At 57.2% G+C, this 25,171-nt stretch carries 24 protein-coding genes and 1 riboswitch; of the genes, 15 read left to right on the top strand and 9 right to left on the bottom strand.

Going from position 1 to position 25,171, the window contains the following annotated elements:
- The 6 genes from ABUK73_RS19530 to ABUK73_RS19555 all read left to right on the top strand — a co-directional run.
- A partial coding sequence (locus tag ABUK73_RS19530) for a hypothetical protein (RefSeq protein WP_353578761.1) occupies positions 1 to 188 on the top strand: 188 nt, incomplete at its 5' end.
- A 56-nt stretch (positions 189 to 244) separates the two neighbouring features.
- The gene (locus ABUK73_RS19535; protein ID WP_353578762.1) at positions 245 to 1,195 is read left to right on the top strand and encodes a phosphoribosylaminoimidazolesuccinocarboxamide synthase; all 951 of its coding nucleotides are present in this window, start codon (positions 245 to 247) and stop codon (positions 1,193 to 1,195) included.
- A gap of 110 nt (positions 1,196 to 1,305) precedes the next feature.
- Positions 1,306 to 1,857 carry a TetR/AcrR family transcriptional regulator gene (locus ABUK73_RS19540; RefSeq protein ID WP_353578862.1) on the top strand — a complete coding sequence of 184 codons (552 nt, stop codon included), beginning with the start codon at positions 1,306 to 1,308 and terminating at the stop codon, positions 1,855 to 1,857.
- Positions 1,858 to 2,010: 153 nt separating this feature from the next.
- Positions 2,011 to 3,213, top strand: a complete 1,203-nt coding sequence (locus ABUK73_RS19545; protein WP_353578763.1) for an efflux RND transporter periplasmic adaptor subunit — start codon at positions 2,011 to 2,013, stop codon at positions 3,211 to 3,213.
- Between the two features lie 49 nt (positions 3,214 to 3,262).
- On the top strand, positions 3,263 to 6,352 hold the full coding sequence (locus ABUK73_RS19550) for an efflux RND transporter permease subunit (RefSeq protein ID WP_353578764.1): 3,090 nt from the start codon (positions 3,263 to 3,265) through the stop codon (positions 6,350 to 6,352).
- 137 nt (positions 6,353 to 6,489) lie between these two features.
- Positions 6,490 to 7,941: an efflux transporter outer membrane subunit gene (locus tag ABUK73_RS19555; RefSeq protein WP_113086170.1), complete on the top strand. Its 1,452-nt coding sequence runs from the start codon at positions 6,490 to 6,492 to the stop codon at positions 7,939 to 7,941.
- A 143-nt stretch (positions 7,942 to 8,084) separates the two neighbouring features.
- Here the strand turns inward: ABUK73_RS19555 and efp are convergent, their stop codons facing one another.
- On the bottom strand, positions 8,085 to 8,654 hold the full coding sequence (gene efp, locus ABUK73_RS19560; RefSeq protein ID WP_113086169.1) for an elongation factor P: 570 nt from the start codon (positions 8,652 to 8,654) through the stop codon (positions 8,085 to 8,087).
- 249 nt (positions 8,655 to 8,903) lie between these two features.
- Between efp and epmA the strand changes: the two genes are divergently transcribed.
- The 3 genes from epmA to ABUK73_RS19575 all read left to right on the top strand — a co-directional run bounded on the left by epmA (position 8,904) and on the right by ABUK73_RS19575 (position 11,591).
- Positions 8,904 to 9,968: an EF-P lysine aminoacylase EpmA gene (gene epmA, locus ABUK73_RS19565; RefSeq protein WP_353578765.1), complete on the top strand. Its 1,065-nt coding sequence runs from the start codon at positions 8,904 to 8,906 to the stop codon at positions 9,966 to 9,968.
- Positions 9,965 to 11,017, top strand: a complete 1,053-nt coding sequence (locus ABUK73_RS19570; protein ID WP_353578766.1) for a lysine-2,3-aminomutase-like protein — start codon at positions 9,965 to 9,967, stop codon at positions 11,015 to 11,017. Before epmA ends, ABUK73_RS19570 begins: the two co-directional genes overlap by 4 nt.
- A 382-nt stretch (positions 11,018 to 11,399) precedes the next feature.
- Entirely contained in the window at positions 11,400 to 11,591 is a 192-nt protein-coding gene (locus ABUK73_RS19575; RefSeq protein ID WP_113086193.1) for a hypothetical protein, read from the top strand.
- Between the two features lie 125 nt (positions 11,592 to 11,716).
- Here the strand turns inward: ABUK73_RS19575 and ABUK73_RS19580 are convergent, their stop codons facing one another.
- The gene (locus ABUK73_RS19580; protein WP_113086166.1) at positions 11,717 to 11,953 is read right to left on the bottom strand and encodes an Lrp/AsnC ligand binding domain-containing protein; all 237 of its coding nucleotides are present in this window, start codon (positions 11,951 to 11,953) and stop codon (positions 11,717 to 11,719) included.
- A 270-nt stretch (positions 11,954 to 12,223) separates the two neighbouring features.
- On the opposite strand from ABUK73_RS19580, the gene ABUK73_RS19585 reads away from it, so the two are divergent.
- Positions 12,224 to 13,507, top strand: coding sequence for an NAD(P)/FAD-dependent oxidoreductase (locus ABUK73_RS19585; protein WP_353578767.1), 1,284 nt, complete (start codon positions 12,224 to 12,226; stop codon positions 13,505 to 13,507).
- 78 nt (positions 13,508 to 13,585) lie between these two features.
- Here ABUK73_RS19585 and ABUK73_RS19590 read toward each other — a convergent pair whose 3' ends face one another.
- Complete coding sequence (locus ABUK73_RS19590; RefSeq protein ID WP_353578768.1) at positions 13,586 to 15,268, bottom strand: tetratricopeptide repeat protein; 1,683 nt, start codon at positions 15,266 to 15,268, stop codon at positions 13,586 to 13,588.
- Between the two features lie 261 nt (positions 15,269 to 15,529).
- On the opposite strand from ABUK73_RS19590, the gene modA reads away from it, so the two are divergent.
- The 3 genes from modA (at position 15,530) to modC (ending at position 18,168) form a co-directional block, all read left to right on the top strand.
- Entirely contained in the window at positions 15,530 to 16,324 is a 795-nt protein-coding gene (gene modA, locus ABUK73_RS19595; RefSeq protein WP_454892397.1) for a molybdate ABC transporter substrate-binding protein, read from the top strand.
- A gap of 69 nt (positions 16,325 to 16,393) precedes the next feature.
- Positions 16,394 to 17,095, top strand: a complete 702-nt coding sequence (gene modB / locus ABUK73_RS19600; RefSeq protein WP_353578769.1) for a molybdate ABC transporter permease subunit — start codon at positions 16,394 to 16,396, stop codon at positions 17,093 to 17,095.
- Positions 17,092 to 18,168, top strand: a complete 1,077-nt coding sequence (modC, locus tag ABUK73_RS19605; protein ID WP_353578770.1) for a molybdenum ABC transporter ATP-binding protein — start codon at positions 17,092 to 17,094, stop codon at positions 18,166 to 18,168. Before modB ends, modC begins: the two co-directional genes overlap by 4 nt.
- Here modC and ABUK73_RS19610 read toward each other — a convergent pair.
- The 6 genes from ABUK73_RS19610 to thiC all read right to left on the bottom strand — a co-directional run bounded on the left by ABUK73_RS19610 (position 18,162) and on the right by thiC (position 23,353).
- A complete protein-coding gene (locus ABUK73_RS19610) occupies positions 18,162 to 18,530 on the bottom strand; it encodes a winged helix-turn-helix domain-containing protein (RefSeq protein WP_353578771.1) in 369 nt (122 codons plus the stop codon). The genes modC and ABUK73_RS19610 overlap by 7 nt on opposite strands.
- Positions 18,527 to 19,525 (bottom strand): P1 family peptidase, encoded by a 999-nt coding sequence (locus ABUK73_RS19615; protein ID WP_353578772.1) that lies wholly within the window; start codon positions 19,523 to 19,525, stop codon positions 18,527 to 18,529. The genes ABUK73_RS19610 and ABUK73_RS19615 overlap by 4 nt, the downstream gene beginning before the upstream one ends.
- Before the next feature lie 64 nt (positions 19,526 to 19,589).
- Positions 19,590 to 20,363, bottom strand: coding sequence for a thiazole synthase (locus ABUK73_RS19620; RefSeq protein WP_353578773.1), 774 nt, complete (start codon positions 20,361 to 20,363; stop codon positions 19,590 to 19,592).
- Between the two features lie 3 nt (positions 20,364 to 20,366).
- The gene (gene thiS, locus ABUK73_RS19625) at positions 20,367 to 20,564 is read right to left on the bottom strand and encodes a sulfur carrier protein ThiS (RefSeq protein ID WP_353578774.1); all 198 of its coding nucleotides are present in this window, start codon (positions 20,562 to 20,564) and stop codon (positions 20,367 to 20,369) included.
- Positions 20,533 to 21,528: a glycine oxidase ThiO gene (thiO, locus tag ABUK73_RS19630; RefSeq protein ID WP_353578775.1), complete on the bottom strand. Its 996-nt coding sequence runs from the start codon at positions 21,526 to 21,528 to the stop codon at positions 20,533 to 20,535. The genes thiS and thiO overlap by 32 nt, the downstream gene beginning before the upstream one ends.
- A 1-nt stretch (position 21,529) precedes the next feature.
- Positions 21,530 to 23,353, bottom strand: coding sequence for a phosphomethylpyrimidine synthase ThiC (gene thiC / locus ABUK73_RS19635; RefSeq protein WP_353578776.1), 1,824 nt, complete (start codon positions 23,351 to 23,353; stop codon positions 21,530 to 21,532).
- 98 nt (positions 23,354 to 23,451) lie between these two features.
- Positions 23,452 to 23,563, bottom strand: a riboswitch (TPP riboswitch).
- A gap of 169 nt (positions 23,564 to 23,732) precedes the next feature.
- On the opposite strand from thiC, the gene ABUK73_RS19640 reads away from it, so the two are divergent.
- Together ABUK73_RS19640 and ABUK73_RS19645 are read left to right on the top strand one after the other, a co-directional pair.
- Positions 23,733 to 23,984 carry an acyl carrier protein gene (locus ABUK73_RS19640; protein WP_353578777.1) on the top strand — a complete coding sequence of 84 codons (252 nt, stop codon included), beginning with the start codon at positions 23,733 to 23,735 and terminating at the stop codon, positions 23,982 to 23,984.
- Entirely contained in the window at positions 23,984 to 25,165 is a 1,182-nt protein-coding gene (locus tag ABUK73_RS19645; protein WP_353578778.1) for an acyl-CoA dehydrogenase family protein, read from the top strand. The genes ABUK73_RS19640 and ABUK73_RS19645 overlap by 1 nt, the downstream gene beginning before the upstream one ends.
- The last annotated feature ends 6 nt before the right edge of the window (positions 25,166 to 25,171 follow it).

A 25,171-nucleotide genomic window follows, 5' to 3' on the forward strand; every position in this document is an offset into this window, starting at 1 on the left:
CCTCGTCAGTGAGCGGACTTATAGAGGACACACCCGAAACAAGTCAACAGCACACCTGTAAAAAAATAGACATATTTCATAGCGCATTGGTTTCGTTGGGTAATTTTGATATTCAGCCTGTGGGCGGGTCTTTAAGCGCCCAAAAACGCCCATACTGGTCCTGCATTCTGAAACATGCGATAGGGTAAGCAGTCCCCCCGGCCATCCATGCCGGTCATTGCTATACTATAGGATTGGATATCCCGTGCGCATTCTTACAGAAGCCGTCATTCCCGAACTTCCAAAATATTATCGCGGCAAGGTGCGGGAGAATTATGATCTGCCCGATGGCAACCGTGTGATCATCTCCACGGACCGCCTCAGCGCCTTTGACCGCATATTGACCTGCATTCCCTATAAGGGCCAGGTTCTGACCCAGACGGCACATTACTGGTTCGAAAAGACCAGAGACATTTGCCCGAACCATGTCGTCTCTTATCCCGACCCGAATGTCGTCATTGGAAAACGTCTGGATATTCTGCCGGTCGAGATCGTGGTGCGTGGATATCTGGCCGGAACGACGGGTACGTCCATTCTCACTCTCTATAAGAAGGGTGAGCGCAACATGTATGGCGTGACCTTCCCGGATGGCCTGAAGGACAACCAGGTCCTGCCCGAGCCGATCATTACCCCCACCAGCAAGGAATTCGATGGCGGTCATGACGAACCATTGACCCCTGCAGAGATCGTGGAAAAGGGACTGCTGAGCGAAGAACAGTGGCAGACGCTGTCTGCCTATGCTCTTGCCCTCTTCAAGCGCGGACAGGAAATCTCTGCCGAGAGAGGCCTTATTCTGGTCGATACCAAATATGAGTTCGGCACCGACGAAAACGGCACCATCATCCTGGCCGACGAAATCCACACGCCTGACAGCAGCCGCTACTGGATAGCCGATAGCTATGAACAGGCCTTCCAGAACGGCACGCGCCCGCAGAGCTTCGACAAGGATTTCGTCCGGGCCTGGGTGGCGGAGCGCTGCGACCCTTATAAGGACGATATTCCCGAGATTCCTGATGACCTCGTGCTTCAGACGTCCAAAGTCTATATAGAAGCATTCGAGCGCATTACCGGGCAGACCTTCCAGCCGGATGATAGCGAAGCCTCGCCGCTTGAACGGGTGCGGAAGAATCTGGAGCCCTTTTTTCAGGGAGCGTAATATTGGCGAAAGCAAGCGGTCAGACATCACCGTCACGAACAGACGAAGCGACTGGGCGTAAAACCCGCCCTCGCCGTTCTGCCGAAGAGACGCGTCGCGATATTCTCGCCATGACCGAGCAGCTTTTTCGTGCGCGCGGCTTTGGTGCCGTTTCGATTGCGGATATTGCCGCAGCGCTCAGCATGTCACCCGCCAATGTCTTCAAGCATTTTCACTCCAAGAATGCCTTGGTGGATGCGATTTTTCTCCAGCAGATCCGGCTGCTGGAGCAGAAGCTCGATCCGCTGGATGCAAGCCACCCGCCGTTTGAACGACTGCGCCACCTTGCACGTAGCCTGATGGAAAACCATCGCCGCGACCTGAACGATAATCCTTATATTTTCGAAATGATTTTGATGACCGCCAAAAGAGAGCTTGCGTGCGGTCGCCATTATGAGAATGTCATCACCGGCCTCTTGGCCAATATTATCAGTGATGGAATTAAAGCGGGCATTTATGCCGAGACGGATGTGGAAAAGTCGGCTCTTACGGCGCTCTATGCTTTGACAGGCATATTGCACCCTGCGCTGATTGCCCATGAAGACATCGACATTTTAGCAACACGCTGCGATGAACTCACCCGACTGGTCGATGCTGCACTGCGAAACGGGATTGATAAGTGACGATAGCGACTATACGTCACTTGTCCTATTCTTCTTGAGCCTTGCGGCTATCCAGCCAGTCAGTTGAGCGAAAAACACGATACCATTCATGCCCTGATTTTTGCCTTGCACTGCGACGCTACTAAAATTTGCCCGTTGAACATGAGAAAAACAATGAAAAGACGTCTTACACCTCTAGTCACCACATTGCTCATGGCGGGCGTCATTGCAGGCTGCAGTGACAGCGGCGAAAACAAGCAGGCAGGCGCGCAGGGCGGTCAGCGACCGCCATCCCCTGTCAGCGTCATCACCATGAAGACGAGCGAGCATCCGCTGACCACCGTTCTGCCCGGACGCGCCAGCGCGTTCCAGACTGCGGATATCCGCCCGCGCGTCACCGGCATCATCCGCGAAATTCCGTTCAAGGAAGGCAGCGAAGTCAAGCAGGGCGACGTTCTCTATCAGGTCGATGACGACACCTATTTGGCGGAAGTCGCCCAGGCGCAGGCAAGCCTTGCCAAGGCAGAGGCAAGTATTCCCGGCGCGCAGGCCAATCTTTCCCGTTACGAGCGGCTGGTGAACAGCGGCGCGACGCAGATCGAATATGAAAACGCCAAGACGACGCTCGCACAGGCGCAGGCCGATGTCGCACAGGCAAAGGCGACACTGGAAACGGCAACGATCAATCTCGATCTCACCAAAATCCGTGCGCCTTTCGACGGCATTACCTCCTCGACCAATTTCAGCATCGGTAACGTCGTCACGGCCAACCAGACCTCGGCGCTGACCACGCTGCGCCGCATCGATCCGATTTACATCGACCTGATGGAATCCAGCACCAATCTTCAGCGTCTCAGAAGCGCGATTGCTTCGGGGCAGCTCGGCAAGCGTGACGCCACCGCCGGCATTCACCTGACGCTGGAAGACGGCACGGAATATGCGCAGAACGGTGTCGTCGATATGGCCGACATGGCCGTCAGCGAAACGACGGGTACCTATTCCATCCGCGCGCTGTTCCAGAATCCCAACGACGTCATCCTGCCTGGCATGTATGTCCGCGCGACTTTGACCATCGGCAGTGAAAAAGGCTTCCTGCTGCCGCAGCGTGCGGCATCGCGAAATGCCAGCGGTGAGTTGACCGCGAAATTCGTGACCGCCGAAAACAAGGTCGAGACGCGCATCTTCCCAAGCAGCAAGGAATCCCGCAATTCCTGGCTGGTAACGGAGAATGTCAAGGATGGCGACAAACTGATCATCGACGGTTTCCAGTGGATTACCGAAGGCGCGACCGTCGCACCTGTTGAAGCAACGATTGATGAACGCGGTCTGGTAAAGGCTCAAAAGCCCGCCGAACCGGCACAGCCGGCAGCGAAGTAAGCTCGTGTTTTTCCGCTCAAAATTTTGCAATATGTAAGGCGCAGTTCATATGGCCCACTTCTTCATAAGGCGCCCCGTTTTTGCGTGGGTCATTGCAATCGTCATCATGCTTGGCGGCGCGTTGGCCATCTCGACCCTGTCGATTTCGCAATATCCCGATATCGCACCGACCACCGTGCGCATCAGCGCCACATATAATGGTGCCAGCGCCGAGACGGTCGAGAAGTCGGTGACAACGGTTATCGAGGACGGGATGACCGGTCTCGATGACCTGACCTACATGACCTCGACATCCTCCACGGGCAGTGCGTCCGTGACGCTGACCTTCGGCAACAGCATCATGCCGGATATTGCCCAGGTTCAGGTGCAGAACAAATTGCAGCTGGTTCAATCGCAGCTGCCGGATGTGGTTCAGCAGCAGGGCGTCGATGTCAGCCGTTCGACATCCAGTATTCTGATGGTCGGCGCGCTGATTTCCACCGATGGAAAACGCAGTTCCGCCGATCTCGGCAACGTCTTTTCCAGCACGCTGGAAGATCAGGTCAAGCGCCTGGAAGGTGTCGGCTCCATCAACGTATTCGGTTCCGAATATGCCATGCGCATCTGGCTAGACCCGTTCAAGCTCAACAAATACCAGTTGACGACATCGGACGTGACAGGCGCCATCGAAAGCCAGAACACACAGGTTTCGGTCGGTTCGCTCGGTGCCCTGCCCGCCGTGGTCGGTCAGCAGCTTAGTGTTACCATCACTGCACAAAGCCAGTTGACGACGGTTGCGGATTTCGAATCCGTAATTCTGAAGGTGGAGAAGGACGGCGCAGCGGTTCGCCTGAGCGACGTTGCCCGCATCGAGATCGGCCAGGAAAGCTATGGCGGCGACTCGCGCTCCAACAGCCGACCATCGGCTGGTTTCGCCGTGAATCTCGCGACCGGCGCAAACGCGCTGGATACAGCCGCCCGCGTCAAGGGCGTGCTGACAGCGGCTGAAGGCTCTTTGCCGGAAGGCGTGAGCATTGAATATCCCTATGACACGACGCCATTCGTGACGCTGTCCATCGAGAAGGTGGTTCATACGCTGATCGAAGCGATCATTCTCGTTTTCGTCGTGCTTCTGGTCTTCCTCCAGAACCTTAGAGCCACATTCATTCCGATGATTGCGGTGCCTGTGGTTCTGTTGGGTACATTCGGAATTCTGGCTTTGACCGGATATTCCATCAATACGCTGACCATGTTCGCCATGGTTCTGGCCATCGGTCTTCTGGTGGATGACGCCATCGTCGTCGTTGAAAACGTCGAACGCATCATGTCCGAAGAAGGATTGTCGCCGCTGGAAGCGACCGAAAAGTCGATGGGTGAAATCACTGGCGCGATCGTGGGCATAGCCCTCGTTTTGACCGCCGTCTTCATTCCCATGGCGTTTTTCGGCGGTTCGACCGGCATTATCTATCGTCAGTTCTCGGTCACCATCGTTTCAGCCATGTTGCTTTCCGCTGTCGTCGCCATCGTTCTGACACCAGCGCTCTGCGCCACCATGCTGAAGCCGATCAATCACGAGAAAAAGCAGAGCGGTCCGGCGGCGTGGTTCAACCGCAATTTCAACCGCACGACAAACGGCTATGTTTCCAGCGTCGGATATCTACTGAACCGCCCGCTCCGCGTGACCATTCTGTTTCTGGTCGTCATCGGTGGCTGCGCATGGTTCTTCACGCGCCTTCCGACATCCTTCCTGCCGCAGGAAGACCAGGGCGTGTTGCTGACCATTGTCCAGACACCGACGGGTTCGACCATCGAGCGGACCAATGCCGTAGTGAAGCAGGTCGAGGCTTATTACCGGGAAAAAGAAGGCAACAATGTCGAATCGGTCTTCGGTGTTCTCGGCTTCAGCTTCACCGGCTCCGGCCAGAACAACGCCATGGTATTTACCAAGCTGAAGGACTTCTCCGTACGCACCGACGCTGCCAGCCATGCGGCAGCCATCGTCCAGCGCGCGCAAGGTGCCTTCTTCGGCCTCCGCGACGCGCAGGTCTTTGCCCTTCTGCCACCGGCCATTCAGGGTCTTGGCACCTCCAGCGGTTTTTCGATGTATCTCGTCGATAGCGGCAAGAACGGTACCGATGCGCTGACCGCGGCCTCCAAGGAACTGATCCGGCTGGCTGGCACTAACCCCAATCTCAGCTCGCTTCGCAGCAACAGCCGCGATGACGAATCGCAGATGAAGATCAATCTCGATCAGGAGAAGATGGGTGCCATGGGCGTCGATCTCGCATCGGTCAATCTGATGCTGTCGACCATCTTCGCAGGCCGTGACGTCAACGACTTCACGCTGAATGGTGAATTGCGCCCGGTCTATGTTCAGGGTGACGCACCGTATCGCATGCAGCCTGAAGACCTGAAATACTGGTACGCCAGAAACACCAACGGTGAAATGGTACCATTCTCGTCCTTCAGCGAAGTGTCGTGGATCAACGGTCCGCCGACGCTTGCACGCTATAACGGGACAAGCGCCATTTCCATGGAAGGTGCCGCCGGCCCCGGTGTCGCATCTGGTGATGCGATGAATGAAATGGAACGGCTGACGGCAAGTCTGCCCGGCGGCTATACGGTCGCGTGGCAGGGCATTTCCTATCAGGAAAGATTGTCCGGCTCGCAGGCACCGATGCTCTATGCGTTGTCGGTTCTGATCGTCTTCCTGTGCCTTGCAGCGCTGTATGAAAGCTGGTCCATCCCGTTTTCCGTCATCATGGCCGTGCCGGTGGGCGTGCTTGGCGCTTTGCTGGCTGCGCATTTCCTCGGCCAGTCCAACGACGTCTATTTCAAGGTGGGTCTGCTGACGACCATCGGTCTTGCGGCGAAGAACGCGATCCTGATCGTGGAATTCGCCAAGGAGCGACAGGAGCACGGATTGTCACTTCTGGATGCGACGCTCGAAGCTGCGAAGCTGAGATTGCGGCCGATTATCATGACATCTCTCGCCTTCATTCTAGGCGTCGTGCCTCTGGCGATCGCCAGCGGAGCGGGTTCTGCGGCGCAAAATGCGATCGGTATAGGCGTTCTGGGTGGTATGCTTTCTGCAACACTCCTCGGAATTTTCTTCATTCCATCGTTTTTCGTCATTATTCGACGCCTATCTAAACGTTAACAAACCAAAAATATGCTAGCAAAGCAGAAAGACGCTGATAGAAATGTTGCGATTATGAACCGCATTTTCTTCAGCACGCAGCTAGGCTCGTTTTGACTGAGGGTGCCGAGTGCGCCAAAATAAATTGGGATAACTTCATGCTGTCTATTCGCGCTACCATTCCTCTCACCATGCTTCTGCTTTCGGGTTGCGTTGTTGGCCCGGACCACAAGGCACCGGAAATTCAGCTTCCGAACAAATTTGCCGAAGGCGGAAAGGCCAGCAACGGCGACGTTGCGACCGTTGCGTGGTGGAACGCGTTTAATGACAGCCGCCTGAACGGATATGTATCGACCGGCCTTGCGCAGAACCTGACGGTTCTCCAGGCACTCGAGCGTATCAACCAGGCCGAGTCGCAGATCACCGTCGCAGGTGCTGGCGCTCTTCCGAGCCTCACCGGCTCTGCCAGCCACACGACGTCCCAGACCAAGGGCAGCTTCCCAAGCACCAACCGCAGCGTTCAGAACACCTCTAGCGGTGGCCTCGATGCGTCCTGGCTGCTCGACCTGTTCGGTCAGTATCGCCGCTCCAAGGAAAGCGCCGCCGCTTCGCTCGACGCCGCCTATTCCACGGCAGACGTTCAGCGCCTGACGCTGATCTCGTCGGTCGTTTCGGCGTATATCGACGTCCGTTATTATCAGGAACGTCTGGCCATTGCCCGTGAGAACCTCAAGTCTCGCCGCGAAACGCTGGATCTGACCAAGCTTCAGCTGGAAGCCGGTGCGGCATCCCGCCTTGACGTGGTTCAGTCCGAAGGTCTGGTCAACTCGACGCTTGCCGACATGCCGGGTCTGGAAACCAGCTTCCGCAAGGCAGCGCATCGCGTTGCCACACTGCTTGGCATGCCAGCATCGTCGCTGGTGGTCGAGTTGCAGCGCGGCTCACATCAGCCTGTCGCCCGCAAGACGCCGCTCACAGGTATTCCAGCCGATCTCATTCGCAACCGTCCTGACATTCGTGTGGCAGAGCGCAATCTCGCAGCCGCTGTTGCCGAAATCGGCGTTGCGGAATCGCGCCTCTATCCAAGCATCACGATCAGCGGCTCGATTTCGCCAAGCTATGTGAACCTGTCCAACAACGGTTCACGCGGAACGTCGAACTCCTGGTCTTTCGGCCCAAGCCTTGTTCTGCCGATCTTCGATGGTGGCAGCCTTCGCGCCAATGTCGATATCGCCAAGTCCTCTGCACGTGAACAGTATCTGGCTTGGAAATCGACCGTCCTCAACGGTATCGAGGAAGTTGAAAACGCGCTTGCTGCTGTAACCCGCGATAAGCAGACGGAAGATGCGCTGCGCAGAACCGTGAAGTCCTATCAGGAAGCTCTCTCGCTCGCGACTGCAAGCTACCGCGATGGTGCGTCTTCCCTGCTCGACGTTCTCGATGCGCAGCGTCAGGTCTCGACAGCCCAAGCCAACCTCGCAACGGCCGTTCAGCAAACCGCGCAGGATTACGTCTCTCTGAGCATCGCACTGGGTGGCGGTTACGCCGTGGGCGGCCCGACGACATCGTCGAACGCCGTCATGGCAGCCAACACGCCAAAGGGCATGTAAGAGCCGCCATCAGCGTCTCGATCCAATCAATCCCGCAACGACGTTGCGGGATTTTTTATGTCGTGCGTTTTTTCCATGTCGCTCAGACAGCAAAAAGCCCCGGATCGCTCCGAGGCTTTTTCAATAGAACGATGGTCGCGAAATCAGTTCTTCGCGCGCTCGACGTAAGAATTGTCTTCGGTAGCGATAACAACGCGGATGCCAGCGTCGACATGCGGCGGGACCATGGTGCGGATGCCGTTGGACAGGATCGCAGGCTTGTAGGAAGAAGACGCCGTCTGGCCCTTAACGACCGGTTCGGTTTCAACGATTTCCAGCGTGACATGGCGCGGCAGAACGACAGCAAGCGGCAGGCCTTCGTGGATGGACAGAACGCAGGTCATGCCTTCCTGAAGATAGGCCTTCTGGTCGCCCATGGTTTCGGAATCCACGACAACCTGGTCATAGTTTTCAGGGTTCATGAAGTGGAAGCCTTCGCCGTCCTCGTAGAGGAACTGGAAGTTCAGGTCTTCAACGAAGGCACGCTCGACCTGCTCGGTCGTGCGCCAGCGCTCCGATACCTTCACGCCATCCGAGATACGGCGCATATCAACCTGCGTAACAGGCGTGCCCTTGCCGGGGTGGAAGTTGTTGGCGCTGAGAACGACGTAAAGCTTGCTATCCACGTCGATAACATTGCCCTTGCGGACGGATGAGGCGATAACCTTGACCATAGGATTTCCTTGTAACTCAATGAAATGCGTCGTAAAGGACCGCGCGGCTGCACCGACCCGATGGACGTTATGTAAGTTTTCTGGGGCGCAACTATCCTAAATTTGCGGGAAATGCCAGCCTTCAACAGCATGGAACCGAAAACTGTGCGGCGGTTTTCGGATAATTCGATAAAAGACAGAAGCGGCAGCGACCCGAACCACATGTTTTCGTTCGTCGCGCCAACCAGTTGACCGTAGGAAACGCAGCAAATGGGCTCGACCCTCGACACAACGTCCGCATGGTGGACGCCCGATGTCCATCTGGATCGTCGCCCGTTTCTGCTGGGCCGAAACGCCATACAGGCGGCGATGCGCGGCTTTTTTGCAGCGCGCGATTTTTTAGAGGTCGATACAGCAACCCTGCAGATTTCTCCCGGCAACGAAGCCCATCTCCACGCCTTTGTGACAACGGGCATCACCACCAGCGGCGAACAGGCCCCGCTTTACCTGCACACCTCGCCGGAATTCGCCTGCAAGAAACTGCTAGCGGCGGGTGAAAAGCGCATCAACTGCTTTGCGCATGTCTATCGCAACCGCGAGCGCGGCCCCTTGCACCACCCGGAATTCACGATGCTGGAATGGTACCGCGTCGGCGAGCCCTACGAGACGCTGATGCAGGACAGCGCCGAATTGCTGGCTCTGGCAGCCGAAACGACGAAGACAAAAAACTTCACTTATCGCGGCCACAGCGTTGATCCCTTTCTCGAGCCGGAGAGGCTGAGCGTTGCCGAGGCATTCCAGCGCTACGGCAATATCGATCTTCTGGCGACCATCGACCAGAGCGGCGAAACCGATCGCGAGCATCTGGCCTCAAAACTGAAAGCAGCCGGTATCCGCGTGGCGGATGACGATAGCTGGGCGGATATGTTCAGCCGCGTCATCGTGGAACGCATCGAGCCGAAGCTTGGCTTCGGTCGGGCAACGATCCTCGATGAATATCCCACCAGCGAAGCGGCACTTGCCCGCCGCTCCCCCAGAGACAGCCGTGTTGCCGAACGCTTCGAGCTTTATGCCTGCGGCGTGGAACTGGCCAATGCCTTCGGTGAACTGACGGATGCCGCCGAACAACGCCGCCGTTTCGAAGCGGAAATGCGCGAGAAGCAACGCGTCTATGGCGAAACCTATCCGATAGACGAGGACTTTCTGGCGGCACTCGATATCATGCCCGCCGCCAGCGGTATTGCCCTTGGTTTTGATCGACTGGTGATGCTGGCAACCGGCGCACCGCGCATCGATCTCGTCATGTGGGCACCTGTCACGGGTTACGGCTCATGAGCGCCCGCAGCCTGAAATCGGCAGAAGACCTGCTTGAGGCAGGGCTGATCGACGCAGACGCTCTCGAGCGCCTGCGCCCGGTGGCCGAGCGTTACGCCGTTGCGGTCACGCCAACCGTCGCAAAGCTGATCGACACAGACGATGCGCAAGACCCCATCGCATTGCAGTTTATTCCGAGCGACGCTGAACTGATCCAAACGCCGGAAGAGCGTGAAGATCCGATCAGCGACGAGGCACACAGCCCCGTGCATGGCATCGTCCATCGCTACCCGGATCGGGTTCTGCTGAAAGCCGTGCATATCTGCCCGGTCTATTGCCGCTTCTGTTTCCGCCGAGAAATGGTCGGGCCGCAGGGCAATGGCACGATGAGCAATGAGGAACTGTTGGCAGCGCTCGCTTATATCCAGGCGCATGAGGAAATCTGGGAGGTCATTCTCACCGGTGGCGATCCGCTTGTGCTGTCCCCTCGTCGCCTGTCGGCAATCATGGAAGGCCTCAAGGCCATACCGCATGTCAAAATCGTGCGGTTCCACACCCGCGTACCGGTCGTTGATCCCGAACGGATCGACACGGAACTGGTGGACGCTTTGAAAGCCAGCGGCAAGGCCACCTATGTCGCACTCCACGCTAACCATCCGCGCGAATTGACGGATGAGGCGCGGGCGGCCTGCGCGCGGATGATCGATGCCGGGATCGCTATGGTCAGCCAGTCAGTGCTTCTCAAAGGCATCAACGACGATCCGCACATTCTGGGCGACCTCATGCGGGCATTCGTGGAAACGCGCATCAAGCCCTATTATCTGCACCACCCTGACCTTGCCCCCGGCACCAGCCACTTCCGGCTGGACATAGAAGAGGGGCAGCGAATCGTTGCCGCTTTGCGCGGGCATGTCTCGGGGCTTTGCCAGCCGACCTATGTGCTGGATATACCGGGCGGACATGGAAAAGCCGTCATCGGTCAGAATGCGGCGACGAAACAGCCCGAGGGTTGCTACTCGGTTTCCGATTTCAACGGCAGGGATCACCTCTACCCGCCATCTGCGGATTAAGCCGACGCGGGAAATTGCGGTTTTTCAGGGCATTTGACGCAACCGACCCAGGGAAACAAAAATTTCACAATTCCGCCCCCATCCTGTCATCATAAAGAAAAATATTCTACCTATATTGATAATCATTGATTACGCCGCAAATCCGGAGTATCAGTGATTCAACTGGAGAGCGATTCTCCGGTATTCCGGGTCAACACCAACGCAGGGAGAGTGTCATGTCTAAATCGAAACGCATTGCCGCGATCCTAGGTCTGCGGTTTGTGAGTGCCGGATACACAGCCATGTGTTCCCGCTGCTGTCGAATGTGACCTAACGGTCCACCCTTCTTTTAAATTCGATTCGACGAAATGCTGTGTCAGAAGCCACAGCGGGAGTATGTATGATGCAAAAGCAAGTTATTGAATTCGCAGGCGAACCTGTTGGAATCGTCGTACCGGACGAAAACCGTCTGAAGTTCATCGCCGTCAAGTTCCACGTTCACGATCTCGATGAACAGCGCTTCGACAGCGCCGACGATGTGCGTCTGGCGATCCGTAACCTCGTGCGTGACCGCAACGTCGCGGCTCTGGTTTGATCCGACGCTGGATGAATAACGGCGTTATGGCAATCAGACCAAGGGGTCTGGCGAAGATTGAAAAGCAAGAAAAAAGGCGTTGCTTCCATCAGGAACAACGCCTTTCGTATATCTAAAAACCGCTGTCAGAACGCGGTGAATGTCAGCGTCGTCAAGGACCGCACGATGCCGGGAATGCTGATGATGTTCTCGTTGATGAACTTGCCGATATCCTGCTCCGGCGAAACATAGATCTTCAGCAGAAGATCAAACTCCCCACTGGTCGAATAAAGCTCGGAAACCAGTTCCGTCTTGTAGATTGCATCGGCAACGTCATAGGTCTTGCCGGGCGTGCATTGAAGCTGAACGAAAATGGGCTTCATGATCTGTTTCCCGTCACGAATTGAAAGATGCACACATGGCAGACCGCCCTGCGCGCGTGCTGCACTATTGTCGCAGCCGGGCGTGTGTTTCAAGCCTGTTTGCGCATCTTGTGACAAGCAGCCACATTCCCGCCCGGCATGACATGATGACGAGATGTCGGTATTCACTTGCAAGGACCAAGGCTAATCTGTCTTGATAACAGATGAAAACGGCCGCCATCTCTTCACACATGGCGCAGCACATGCCGTCCACGTCCTTGGGTGACTTCGATGTATAATGATCCGCGCTCTCACGGCCTTTGGGAAAAAACCGCGCCGAAACCACCTGTCACCACATCGCTCGAAAGCCACGAGAAGGCCGATGTGGTCGTGGTGGGCGGCGGCTTTACCGGCCTGTCCGCAGCCCTGCATCTGGCACAGCGCGGCATCCGCGTCATCGTTGTGGAAGGCAAGGAGATCGGCTTCGGTGGTGCTGGCCGTAATGTCGGCCTGATCAATGGCGGCATGTGGGTCATGCCGAAGGAACTGCCCAACGTTCTCGGCCCCGTCTATGGCGAACGCCTTCTCGATCTTCTCGGCAACGCGCCGTTCCTCGTGCGCGAAATCATCGAAAAACACCAGATCGACTGCCAGCTTGAAAAGAACGGTACGCTGCATTGCGCCGTGGGTGATAAGGGGCTGGCCGAAATCCGTGAACGCTGCGCGCAATGGGCTGCACGCGGAGCCCCGGTTCGGGTTCTAGACGCACAGGAAACGGCCAACCGTATCGGCTCGTCCGCCTATAGCGGCGCCTTGCTGGATGAACGCGCAGGCACGCTGCAGCCGCTGGCCTATGTGCGTGGCCTCGCAAACGCGGCACAGACGGCGGGCGCTACGATTTACACCTCCAGCCCGGTCATCGACAGCCAGCCGGATGGTGATGGCTGGATGGTCAAGACCGCAAAAGGTTCGGTCCGCGCAGACTGGATCATCGTCGCGACGGAGGCCTACAGCACAGGGCCATGGAAGATCATGCGCGAAGAGCAGGTCTACCTGCCCTATTTCAATGTCGCGACCAAACCTCTTGGCGATAATGTACGCAAAACCATTTTGCCGAACCGCGAAGGTTGCTGGGACACGAACGAAATCCTCTCCTCCTTCCGCATGGACCAAGCGGGGCGCCTCGTCTTCGGCAGTGTCGGCGCATTGCGCAACACGGGTGCACGTGTTCACACCGCATGGGCAAAGCGCGCGATGAAGCGACTGTTTCCGCAGCTGGGTGATATCGAATTCGAATGTGAATGGTACGGCCAGATCGGCATGACCGACGATTCCGTGCCGCGCTTCCACAAATTCGCAAAAAACGTCGTCGGCTTCTGCGGCTACAACGGCCGCGGCATCGCGCCGGGAACGGTATTCGGCAAAACGCTTGCGGCCCATGTTGCAGGCGAGATCGCCGAAGACGCCCTGCCCCTGCCAGTCACGGATCCACAGGCCCGTAGCTTCCGCGCTGTGAAGGAAGCCTATTACGAGGCGGGCGCGCAAATCGCACATTTTGCGGGTGAGCGGTTTTGACAACAGAGTTTAGCGTTCGCTCTCTCGCCAGACGCAAGCAAAGCTCGATAAAGCGCATTTAACCGGACACCCCCAGCACTATTGCAATGTGTGCTTTTTGCTGATGCGGACAAGCATTTCATCGAGATCAGCCTGAGCGGACATCAAGTCTTTTTGCGAGCCGCTGCGTTCCGCCATATCGATCCGCCGCCTGAAAAAACCTTCCGCCTCATCAGCCCTCTCTATTCTGAAACTTGCAAGTGCCAGATCCCGAAGCGTTAGGAAAATCAGTTCTTTGTCTTCTAGTTTTTCTGCTAACTTGAGGTTTCGTTCATAAAGAGACACAACTTCTTCATGATTGTCCAAGGCGAATTCGTTCTGCGCGAGATTTGCCAAGGTTCTCACAAGTATTTTTTCGTCGGAGCCCTCCGTTTTTTCAACACGTTTCAAAAGTTCGCGATTCACCTGACGAGCTTCATCAAAATCGCCAGCTTCATGCAGGCAGTAACCGAGGTCGCCAGCAATAGCAAAATGTGCGATCCTCGAATCATCGAGATGAGCTCTGGAAACATTTTCCGCCTGGACCAATGAAGCAATAGCTGGTCGCCATGCTGCGATGCTAATAAAAAGACGGGCTTTCGCATGTAAGAGCGCTGCGTGTTCAAATGGCATGAGGAAAGGATTATGCTTTTCAATGCCCAGAGCCGCATCAATCCACTCGGCACAGCCGCGATCGCCAATCATCCATTGCGCGTAAGCGCCAATGAGTTTCATCTGACCTTCTATAACGGGTGTCAGTTGGCCAGTCTCCTTTAACATTCCTTCAAGCCGTTTGAGTTCATGCAAAAGCGCACGCACACGAAACCGTTTCTTGGGGTTAAATACCATCTGGCGGAACTCATCGATCCGCTCCAGAGGATTTTCCATGTCAGATAGCTGCTGTCCCATCTTTCCAAGAACGCGATCTATCTCCTCTTCACGGTTTAACCCGTCTTCGCCATGTGCACGCTCATAAAGTACGAGCGCCTTTTCCAAGTCGGGTTCCACCGAGCTGCCGTGCTCATAAGCCAGCGCCAGCAAAGCATTGGATGCAGGATGATGATGATTGGAACCTCGTTTAAGGAGTGAGACGGCCCGACCGTAATTTTGCGGCAGATCACCGCCGAAGTAATAAAAACAAGCGAGATTGTAACAACCATGCGGTTCATCCGCTTTTTCCGCTACCCGATACCAGTATAGTGCTCTCAGCAAACTTTGTTTGCAGCCTTCACCTTCACGGTATCGATAGCCTAGCGCGACGGCGGAGTTGGCATGACCATGCCGCACAGCTTTCTTGAACAGCAGAATTGCCTTGCGTTTGTCGGCGCTGAGGTTGCCTTGTCCCCGCCAATAAAAATGTCCAAGATTGTTCATGGCAGCGGCGCACCCGGCTCCAACTGATCTTTCGTAATATTCTCTAGCCCTTTCCATATCCACTTCAAGCACGCCGTCGCCGTGCTCATACATGCTGCCAATATTGTTAAGAGCATCGCCTTGACCGCCTTCGGCGGCCTGATAATACCATTTCAGCGCAAGTTCCCGATCTTGCTGCATACAATTATAGCCTTGGTCGTAGATGTCACCCAGAACGAAGGCCGCGTCGGCATCTCCAGCCTCCGCCAAAGATTCAAGTGTCTCAACCGACTGATCGTAGAGTTCGGCATAGCTACGCGTTTTCGTCTTCCATTTGACTGTCCGTTCGAACACTGCATCCGCAATCCGAGCAAGAGTTTTTGAAATCATTCGCGATATTCTCCCTGAATCTGCTTCATGCACAAGCGGATCACAACTTCCGAGCGATTATTTTATATTTGGTCATGCAGCACTCAACGGCAAGGGGCAGCGCTGTAATCTCGTTGTCCTATTACCGGTGACCAGTTTCAGGCAGAAAGCTGAAATCACATATTGTCTTCGCAGAAATCGATATATTCTTGAAAATATAATGCTTGACCTCTATGACCGATATATCGATTGGGATATTTCGAGTGAGAAGGGTTGAGGAGTATGGGAATGTTTCGCCGCACGATTATGACAACAATATTGGCGGTCTTTGCGGGCGCAGGGCTTGTCGCATCCGGGATGTCATTTCCCGCATTCGCCCAAGACAAGGTCACCATCTTTGCCGCCGCCAGCATGAAGAATGCGCTTGATGCGGCCAATGCGGAATGGGCCAAGGAAACCAGCAATGAGGCCACGGTGTCCTATGCCGCTAGCTCGGCGCTGGCCAAACAGATCGAGGCGGGAGCACCTGCCGATCTCTTCATCTCGGCAGACCTTGCATGGATGGACTATGTCGCGGGCAAAAAGCTGATCAAGGAAGACACGCGCACCAACCTGCTGGGCAACCGTCTGGTGCTGGTGGCCCCTGCCGATAAGGCGACGCCGGTCGACATCAAACAGGGCTTCGACCTTGCAAAGCTGGTGGGTGATGGAAAGCTGGCCATGGGTGCGGTCGATAGCGTTCCGGCCGGAAAATACGGCAAGGCCGCACTTGAAAAGCTTGGCGTCTGGTCTTCCGTGGAAGGCAAGGTTGCGGGTGCGGAAAGCGTTCGTGCAGCGCTGGTTCTCGTGTCTCGCGGCGAGGCCCCTTATGGCATCGTCTACCAGACCGATGCTGCCGCAGACCCGGGCGTGAAGATCGTCGGCACCTTCCCGCAGGATAGCCACGATCCGATCATCTATCCGGTTGCCATCCTGTCGGAATCCAAAAGCCCGGCAGCGGCGGCCTATCTCGAATTCCTGAAATCGGCCAAGGCCGCCCCCTTCTTTGAAAAGCAGGGCTTTACCATTCTGAAGTAAGATCGGCTTTTACGATCCTCATGGCTCCGGCAATCGTCGGGGCCATCACCTTTTGACGGGAATGGCGTATTGGACTGGCTCACCCTCAGCGCGGAAGAATGGACGGCGATACGCCTGAGCATCTGGGTGTCCAGCATCGCCATGTTCGCGAGCCTTCCCTTCGGCATATTGATCGCGATGGCGCTGGCGCGCGGCCAGTTCTGGGGCAAATCGCTGCTCAACGGCATCGTGCACCTGCCGCTCATCCTGCCTCCCGTTGTCACCGGCTTCATTCTTCTCGTCACTTTCGGACGCCGTGGCGTCATCGGCCAGTTTCTCGACCAGTATTTCGGCATCGTCTTTTCCTTTCGCTGGACGGGTGCGGCACTGGCCTGCGCCATCATGGCTTTTCCGCTCATGGTGCGCTCCATTCGCCTTTCGATCGAGACCGTGGATCGCAAGCTGGAGGAAGCGGCGGGCACGCTGGGCGCTAGCCCGCTCTGGGTGTTCCTCACCGTCACCCTGCCGCTCACCCTGCCCGGCATTATCGCAGGCATGATCCTCGCATTTGCCAAGGCCATGGGAGAGTTTGGCGCGACCATTACCTTCGTCTCCAACATTCCCGGCGAGACACAGACCCTGTCAGCGGCCATCTACACCTTCACCCAGGTTCCCGGTGGTGATGCGGGCGCGATGCGGCTGACACTGGTTGCCATCGCTATCTCCATGGTCGCTCTGCTGGCCTCGGAATATCTGGCGCGCATCGTCGGCAAAAGGGTGAATGCGGAATGACGCTGACGCTCACTGTCAAACACAGGCTGGGTGCCTTCACGCTGGACGCGGACCTTACCGCTGGTAAAGGCGTAACCGCGCTGTTCGGACGTTCCGGTTCTGGCAAAACATCCGTCATCCGCATCATCGCAGGGTTGACGAAGCCCAATCATGGGACTTTGACGCTTGATGGATCGGCGCTGGCCGACAGCAACAGACGCCTCTTCACACCCTGCCACAAACGCCGCTTCGGCACTGTGTTTCAGGAAGCGCGCCTGTTTCCGCATCTCACCGTCGAGCAGAACCTGCATTATGGTCGCTGGTTCTCTGGTAAAACGGGCGCACAGACGGAAAGCACAAAAATCATCGAGATGCTCGGCATCGGAGACCTGCTGAAGCGCCGCCCGGAAAAACTGTCCGGGGGCGAAAAGCAACGCGTGGCGATTGGCCGCGCGCTTCTGTCATCGCCGCGCCTGCTGTTGATGGATGAGCCGCTGGCCGCACTTGATGAGGCGCGCAAAGCAGAAATCATTCCCTATCTGGAGCGGCTACGCGACGAGACAAAAATTCCGATCATCTATGTCAGCCATTCCGTCAGCGAAGTGTCGCGTCTTGCAGACCAGATCGTGGTCATGAAGGATGGCAGAGTCGAGGTTTCAGGCCCGGCAGCGGAAATCCTCTCACGCCCTGCTTTTACTGCACAGCTGGAGCGCCGGGAGATCGGCAGCATCCTATCCGGTCGGGTGGAAGGTTTTGATTCCGCACATGGTCTTGCCACGATCAGGCTTAGCAAGGTGGCCTTGCAAGTTCCCGCACCATCGGCGGTGACCGGACACCGCGTTCGCGTCCACATTCCGGCCCGTGACGTGATGCTGGCGACGGTGAAACCCGAGGGTCTGAGCGCGCTCAACATTCTGGAAGGCCGTATCGCGGAGATCGCGCTGTCAGAGGATGGGATGGCGATGGTGCAGGTTGATTGCGGTGGCGATATCATCGCCTCGCGCATCACCAAGCTGTCGGTCGAACGGCTGGCGCTAGAGCCGGGAAAGCCGATCTTTGCCATCATCAAATCCGCAGCACTCGATCCTTACTGATCGGACTGCCGGTTCGCTTCCAGCCAGTCGATGTCGGCTCTCAGTGTATCGTTCAGACGCTGCTGCATACCGCGATAGCGTTCCAGCAGTTCCTGCCCGAATGCGGTCAAGCTTGCCCCGCCGCCTTGACTGCCGCCGCGCTGGGATTCGATCACCGGTTCCTTGAACATGTGGTTTAGCGCATCTACCAGCAGCCATGCGCGGCGATAGGACATATCCATGGCCCGCCCGGCAGCGGAAATGGAGCCGGTAGAGGCAATCAATTCCATCAGTTGGATTTTTCCCCGCCCAAGCCTATCGCTCGGGGGAAAGTCGATCCGCAGAACCGTTTTCAGCGGCAATTTCTCGGTTCGATCACTCATTTGGCACCTGCTCCGAAATGATCCCGCCAGGATTTTTGTGCGCCCTCATGGGGCAAAGCCGTGGCTTCATAAACGCCGCGTGCAATGGCGCGGCTGACGACCAAGCCCGCAAGATGGCAAAGTTCGGCAAAGTCACTCGCGGCATTCATCGGTTTCTGAGAGGTCGCAGCGGCAAACATGGTATCGCCATCGCTGGCGAGATGTGACGGCAGAATGGCCCGGGCAAGCCCACCATGCGCCATGATCGAAAGCCGATGCGCCTGCGCTTTCGTCATTACGGCATCGGTCACCACTGCGCCGATCGTCGTTGCCGTCAGCGTCACACCCTTGATGCGCATGGCCGTGTCGGCAGGAGAAAACTGCGGCGGTAAGCCAAGCCCGCCGAATTCATCGTCACGCTCGAAGGGGGCAGCCCAGAAATGCTGGCTTGTTCCTACAGTTGCGGAGCCCATGGCGTTAACCGCGACAATCGCCGCAACCTTATGACCGCCCGACGTCAAGGCACTGGCAGAACCAAGCCCACCCTTGAGCGTCGCCGTGGTAGCGCCTGTGCCAGCACCAACGCTGCCAAGCGCGAAGGGCTGGCGAGTTGCGGCCTTGAAAGCGTCATATCCCATCTCGCGATAGGGTGAATGCAGGCCCCAATCCTTGTTGCCGCCATTCAGCAGATCCATGAGGATCGCCTGCGGCACGATGGGAACGCGGGTCGAACCGACAGCAAGACCGCGCCCGATCTCGCGAAGCCCAGATTGCACACCGCCTGCCGCATCCAAACCGAAGGCCGAACCGCCCGACAGCACCAGGGCATCGACCGCCTCCACCGTCATCGACGGATCGAGCAGCGCCGTATCCCGCCCGCCCGGCGCACCGCCAAGAACGAAGCCGGAGGCGATGGCCGGTTGGTCAAAAACGATGGCAGTGACGCCCGATCCGAGTTGGAGATCGGTGGCATGGCCGACGGCCACACCATCGATATCGGTCAGCAGATTGTGCATGTCTGGGTACCTCTTGAGGCTCTTGCCTGCCGGTATCCCGCCCTCACCTCATCTTGTCAACGGCTCAGGAAAACACCGCCGTGCCAATCACAGGCGTGGATGGCACCGCCATGTCGCGCGGCTCCAGCATGCCCGAGAGATAGGCCTCGCGCCCAGCCGCCACCGCTTTTGCGAACGCGCCAGCCATGATGACCGGATTGCCCGCACCGGCCACCGCCGTATTGAGCAGCACGGCATCGTAACCCAGTTCCATAACGGTCGCGGCATGCGAAGGCCGTCCAAGCCCGGCATCGACAATCATCGGCACATCCTGGAAATGGGCGCGCATGGAGCGCAGAGCAGTAATGTTCAGCGGCCCAATGGCGCTGCCGATGGGCGCGCACCAGGGCATCAGAACCTTGCAACCCGCATCCACCAGTTTTTCCGCCACCACCAGATCATCGGTCGTATAGGGAAACACCTCGAAACCGTCATCGCTCAGAATGCGGGCCGCCTCCACCAGAGCAAAGACATCCGGCTGCAGCGTATCGTGGTTACCGATCACCTCTAGCTTGATCCAGTTGGTTCTGAAAACCTCCCGCGCCATCTTGGCCGTCAGCACCGCTTCCTTGGCCGTGTGGCAACCGGCGGTGTTGGGCAAAATATGCCGGTCAAGCTCACGGATCAGCTCGAAAAACTGCCCGCCCTGCCTGCCACCCGCCGTTTCGCGTCGCAGAGAGATGGTGAGAATATCGGTCTTGCTGGCCCGCACCGCATCCGCCAGCACGGCGGGCGAAGGGTAACGAGCAGTGCCGAGCAGCAGCCGCGATCCGACTTCGCGTCCATAGAGTTTCAACATCGCCTATCCTCCCTGCATGGGTGAAAGAACTTCGATCCTGTCGAATTCCTTCAGCTTAAAATCATCGCGATCCTGCGCATGGACGAGATCGCCGTTGACCGCTGTCGCCAGCCAGTCGCCTTCGTAGTCCAGCGCGGTCAGCAGGTGCGAAAGCCGGTCGGTGGCAAGGTCATGCTCTTGCCCGTTGACGCGAATCTTCATGGGAAACCTCCTTTGACATTACGATTTCGGCGGACTGCTGCGCCATGGCTGGCGACAGCAGGAAGCCGTGCCGATGGGCGCCATTGATGAACAGCGTGCCGCCATCTTCCCGAATGCTGGGCAGATTATCGGTAAATGCGGGACGGATACCGGTGCCCGTCTCGATGATCTGCGCCTCCCCGAAAGCGGGGTGTAGCGCATAGGCCGCATTCAGCAGTTCCATCATCGAACGGGCGGTGATCGGTCCCGCATCATCTGTTTCGATCATCGTCGCCCCTACCATGAAGCGCCCCGCTTCCCGCGGCACGATGTACAGCGGAATGCGCGGATGAAGCAGTCGCACGGGACGGGAAAGCGTCACCTCACCGGTCGAGAGGTAAAGCATTTCCCCACGCACGCCGCGAAGGCCGGTAAGCTTGCCGGTCTGCGCCGCGCCGGTGCAATCAATGATGTGATCGAATTCACGTTTATCCACTGCCTCGCCGCCGAAGTGAAAGCGGACACCCATCGAAACCAGACGCTCATAGAGTGCCGAGAGCGCCCGTCGCGGATCGAGATGCCCCTCGCCTTCGAAGAACAAGCCGGTACGGAAACGTCCGGCGAGATCGGGCTCTAGTGCCGAAATCTCATCCTCATCCAACCAGCGATAGCCTGATGTGCGAGAAGCAAAGCGTGAAAGTTCTGCCTTGTCCCGCGCCGGAGCCACGACCAATGTGCCTTTGCGTTTCACCAGCCCCGGCGTCGCCTCGTCCCACCAGTCGAGCGCCGATTGGCCTAATGTCAGCACGGTTTCCTCGGCGCTTTCGCGTTCACACCAAGGTGCCAGCATGCCGCCCGCATACCAGGACGCACCGCGCCCCGGCTGGTTGGCGAGATCGCAAACCACGACCTCCATTCCGTGGCGGGCAAGTTCAAGAGCAGCCGTAAGACCGGCAACGCCTGCTCCCTTGATGAGAATGCGCATCTCATTCCCCCGCAACCGGCTTTTCCAGCGGCATATAGAGATCACCGCCCTGCTGGAATTTCTGCGCCATGGCTTCCAGACCTTCCTTCTGCGCCTCGGCGCGGATATCGTGCGAAATGCGCATGGAGCAGAATTTCGGCCCGCACATGGAGCAGAAATGCGCGACCTTATGCGCCTCCTTCGGCAAGGTCTCATCATGGAAAGACCGTGCCGTTTCCGGGTCTAGCGACAGGTTGAACTGGTCTTCCCAGCGGAACTCGAAGCGGGCGCGCGACAGCGCATTGTCGCGGATTTGCGCCGCCGGATGCCCCTTGGCGAGATCGGCGGCGTGGGCAGCGATCTTGTAGGTGATGACGCCGACCTTCACGTCATTGCGATCCGGCAGGCCCAGATGTTCCTTCGGCGTGACATAACAAAGCATGGCCGTGCCGAACCAGCCGATCATCGCCGCACCAATGCCTGACGTGATGTGGTCGTAGCCCGGCGCGATATCCGTTGTCAGCGGCCCAAGCGTATAGAAGGGCGCTTCGCCGCAAACCTTCAGCTGCTTGTCCATGTTTTCCTTGATCTTGTGCATCGGCACATGGCCAGGGCCTTCGATCATGACCTGACAATCTTTGGCCCAGGCAATCTGCGTTAGCTCACCCAGCGTTTCCAACTCGGCAAATTGCGCCGCATCATTGGCATCGGCAATCGAGCCAGGGCGAAGACCATCGCCCAGCGAGAAGGACACATCGTAAGCGCGGCAGATGTCGCAAATCTCCTCGAAATGCTCGTAGAGAAAGGATTCCTTGTGGTGATGCAGGCACCACTTGGCCATGATCGAGCCGCCACGCGAGACGATGCCGGTGACGCGATTGACGGTGAGGGGAATGTAATGCAGCCGGACGCCGGCATGGATGGTGAAGTAATCGACGCCCTGTTCGGCCTGCTCGATCAATGTATCGCGAAACACCTCCCAGGTCAGGTCTTCGGCAATGCCATTGACCTTTTCCAGCGCCTGATAAAGCGGCACGGTTCCGATCGGCACCGGCGAATTGCGGATGATCCATTCGCGGATATTGTGAATGTTGCGACCGGTGGACAGGTCCATGACCGTATCGCCACCCCAACGGATAGCCCAGACCATCTTGTCGACCTCATCCGCCATGGAGGAGGTCACCGCCGAGTTGCCAATATTGGCGTTGATCTTGACGAGGAAATTGCGACCGATGATCATCGGCTCTGCCTCGGGGTGGTTGATGTTGGCTGGGATGATCGCCCTGCCCGCAGCAACCTCCTGGCGCACAAATTCAGCCGTGACGAAATCTGGAATATTCGCGCCAAAACTTTCGCCATCCAGCACCAGCTTTTCCTTGGCAGCTTCACGGCCAAGGTTTTCGCGGATGGCGATGAACTCCATTTCCGGCGTGATGATACCGGCGCGGGCATAGGCAAGCTGCGTTACCGCCTTGCCATCCTTCGCTTTCAGCGGCTGGTGGCGCAGCGGAAATTCCGGCGTCAGGCGCTCGCCCGTCGCAAAACCATTATCCTCCGGTTTGACATGGCGGCCATCGTAAGCCTCCACATCGCCCCGCGCGACAACCCAGTCGTGACGCAAACGCGGAAGTCCGCCTTCGATGCTGACCGCATGGGAAGGGTCGGTATAGGGACCGGAGGAATCATATACCGTAACCGGCGGTTCGCCCGCCGTGGGATGCACGGCGATTTCGCGCATGGGGACGCGGATGTGAGGGTGGATGATGCCCGGCTTGTAGACCTTGGTCGAAGCGGGCAGCGGACCTGTGGTAACGACAGGGGAGAGATTTTTAGCGGCAATGTTCATCGTGAGGCTCCAAAGCAAAAACAGTGGAGACCCAGTTCGAGCATGAAGACGAAAAACCACGGGACCAATAGCGATTGATTCGGCAAGGCCGAACTGCTGTTCCCGCGTTTGCACCGTCCCTACGCCAGTATGAACTGGATCAGGTTCAACGGGTCACTGCGCGCTCTAGCAGTATCTCAGCCCCTTGCCGGGACCCCCCTGGTGAATGCCTCAATCAAAAACCTGACATGGAGTTTTGTCAAGTTGGCATCTGCGGTATGTTTCCTAAGGGCGGAAAGTCACCACAAATTAACCTCGCCATTTATTGGAATTTTATTTTTTCGCGATTAACTCCAAGAATGCGTTATGATGACGCTCTATCTGAGGGAGACTATTGAGAATGAATTCAACAATTCGTGAAATACTGTCGAAATTCGGCCAGCTCCCTGTGCCTGTCGATACAATTGCTGACGAAGATGATCTTTATGCAGCCGGACTTTCTTCTTTCGCATCAGTACAATTGATGCTGGGCATTGAAGATGCTTTCGATATCGAATTTCCCGACAGCATGCTCAACCGCAAGTCTTTCGCCAGCATCAAGGCCATCGAAGACACGGTAAAAGCCATTCTCGACGGCAAAGAGGCGGCATAATGAACGTGTCCGTCGCCCCACCGGATTCGACGCTGGCTGCACGCGCAACGCGTGTCGCCTCCATCGCCGCGCAGCATGCGGACGATGTGGACGCAGCAGCACGTTTTCCGAAAGAGGCGGTGGACGCCCTTCGGGCTGAGCGCCTGCTCGGCATTCAGATTCCCGTTCATCTGGGCGGCGAAAGCGCCGATCTCAGGCAGATCGCCGATATATGCTGCATTCTCGGCCAGTCCTGCTCCGCAACCGCGATGATCTTTGCCATGCACCAGATCAAGGCCTCAAGCCTTGTGGAACATGGCGAGGAAAGCGCGTGGCACACAAGTTTCATGCGGCGTCTGGCTGCCGAACAATTGCTGATCGGCTCGGCCACGACTGAAGGCGGCATTGGCGGAAACCTGCGCAACTCGATTTGCGCCATCCATGTGGATGGCGAAAGCTGCACGCTGGAAAAGGACGCGACCGTCATTTCTTACGGCAGCGAAGCGGATGCCATTCTCATCACCTCTCGCGCGCATGCCGATGCAGCGCCTGCCGATCAGGTGATGACGGTGTTTCTGAAAGACCAGTACAGCCTTGAGAAGACCCATGTCTGGAACACGCTGGGCATGCGTGGCACCTGCTCCGACGGTTTCCTGTTCAAGGGCAAAGCGCCGTCTGAACAAATCTTTCCCAAGCCTTTTGCGGAAATCGCGGCGCAATCCATGCTGGCGACCTCGCATCTTTTGTGGAGCGGCGTCTGGTACGGCATTGCAGCCGACGCCGTTTTACGGGCGCAGGCTTTCGTGCGCGCAGCGGCGCGCAAATCCCCCGGCGTGCCCCCTCCCGGTGCCATCCGTCTGGCGGAAGTGTCCAACAAGCTCCAGATCGTCAAATCCAACGTCATTGCCGGTCTGAAGGCCTATGAGGACACCAAGTCCGATCCCGACAAGCTGATGTCCATGGGCTTTGCCATCGCCATGAACAACGTCAAGATTTGTTCGTCGGAAACCATTCTGGAAATCATCAATCACGCCATGCTGATCTGCGGCATCATGGGCTACAAAAACGGTACGCCCTACAGCCTCGGACGGCATCTGCGCGATGCGCATTCGGCGCAGCTGATGATCTCCAACGACAGAATTCTCAGCAACTCCGCCAATCTCCTGCTCGTGCAGAAGCAGGACACAAGTCTTTCGATATAACTCTGG

The sequence above is a fragment of the Agrobacterium vacciniicorymbosi genome (assembly GCF_040427045.1).
Lineage (GTDB): Bacteria > Pseudomonadota > Alphaproteobacteria > Rhizobiales > Rhizobiaceae > Agrobacterium.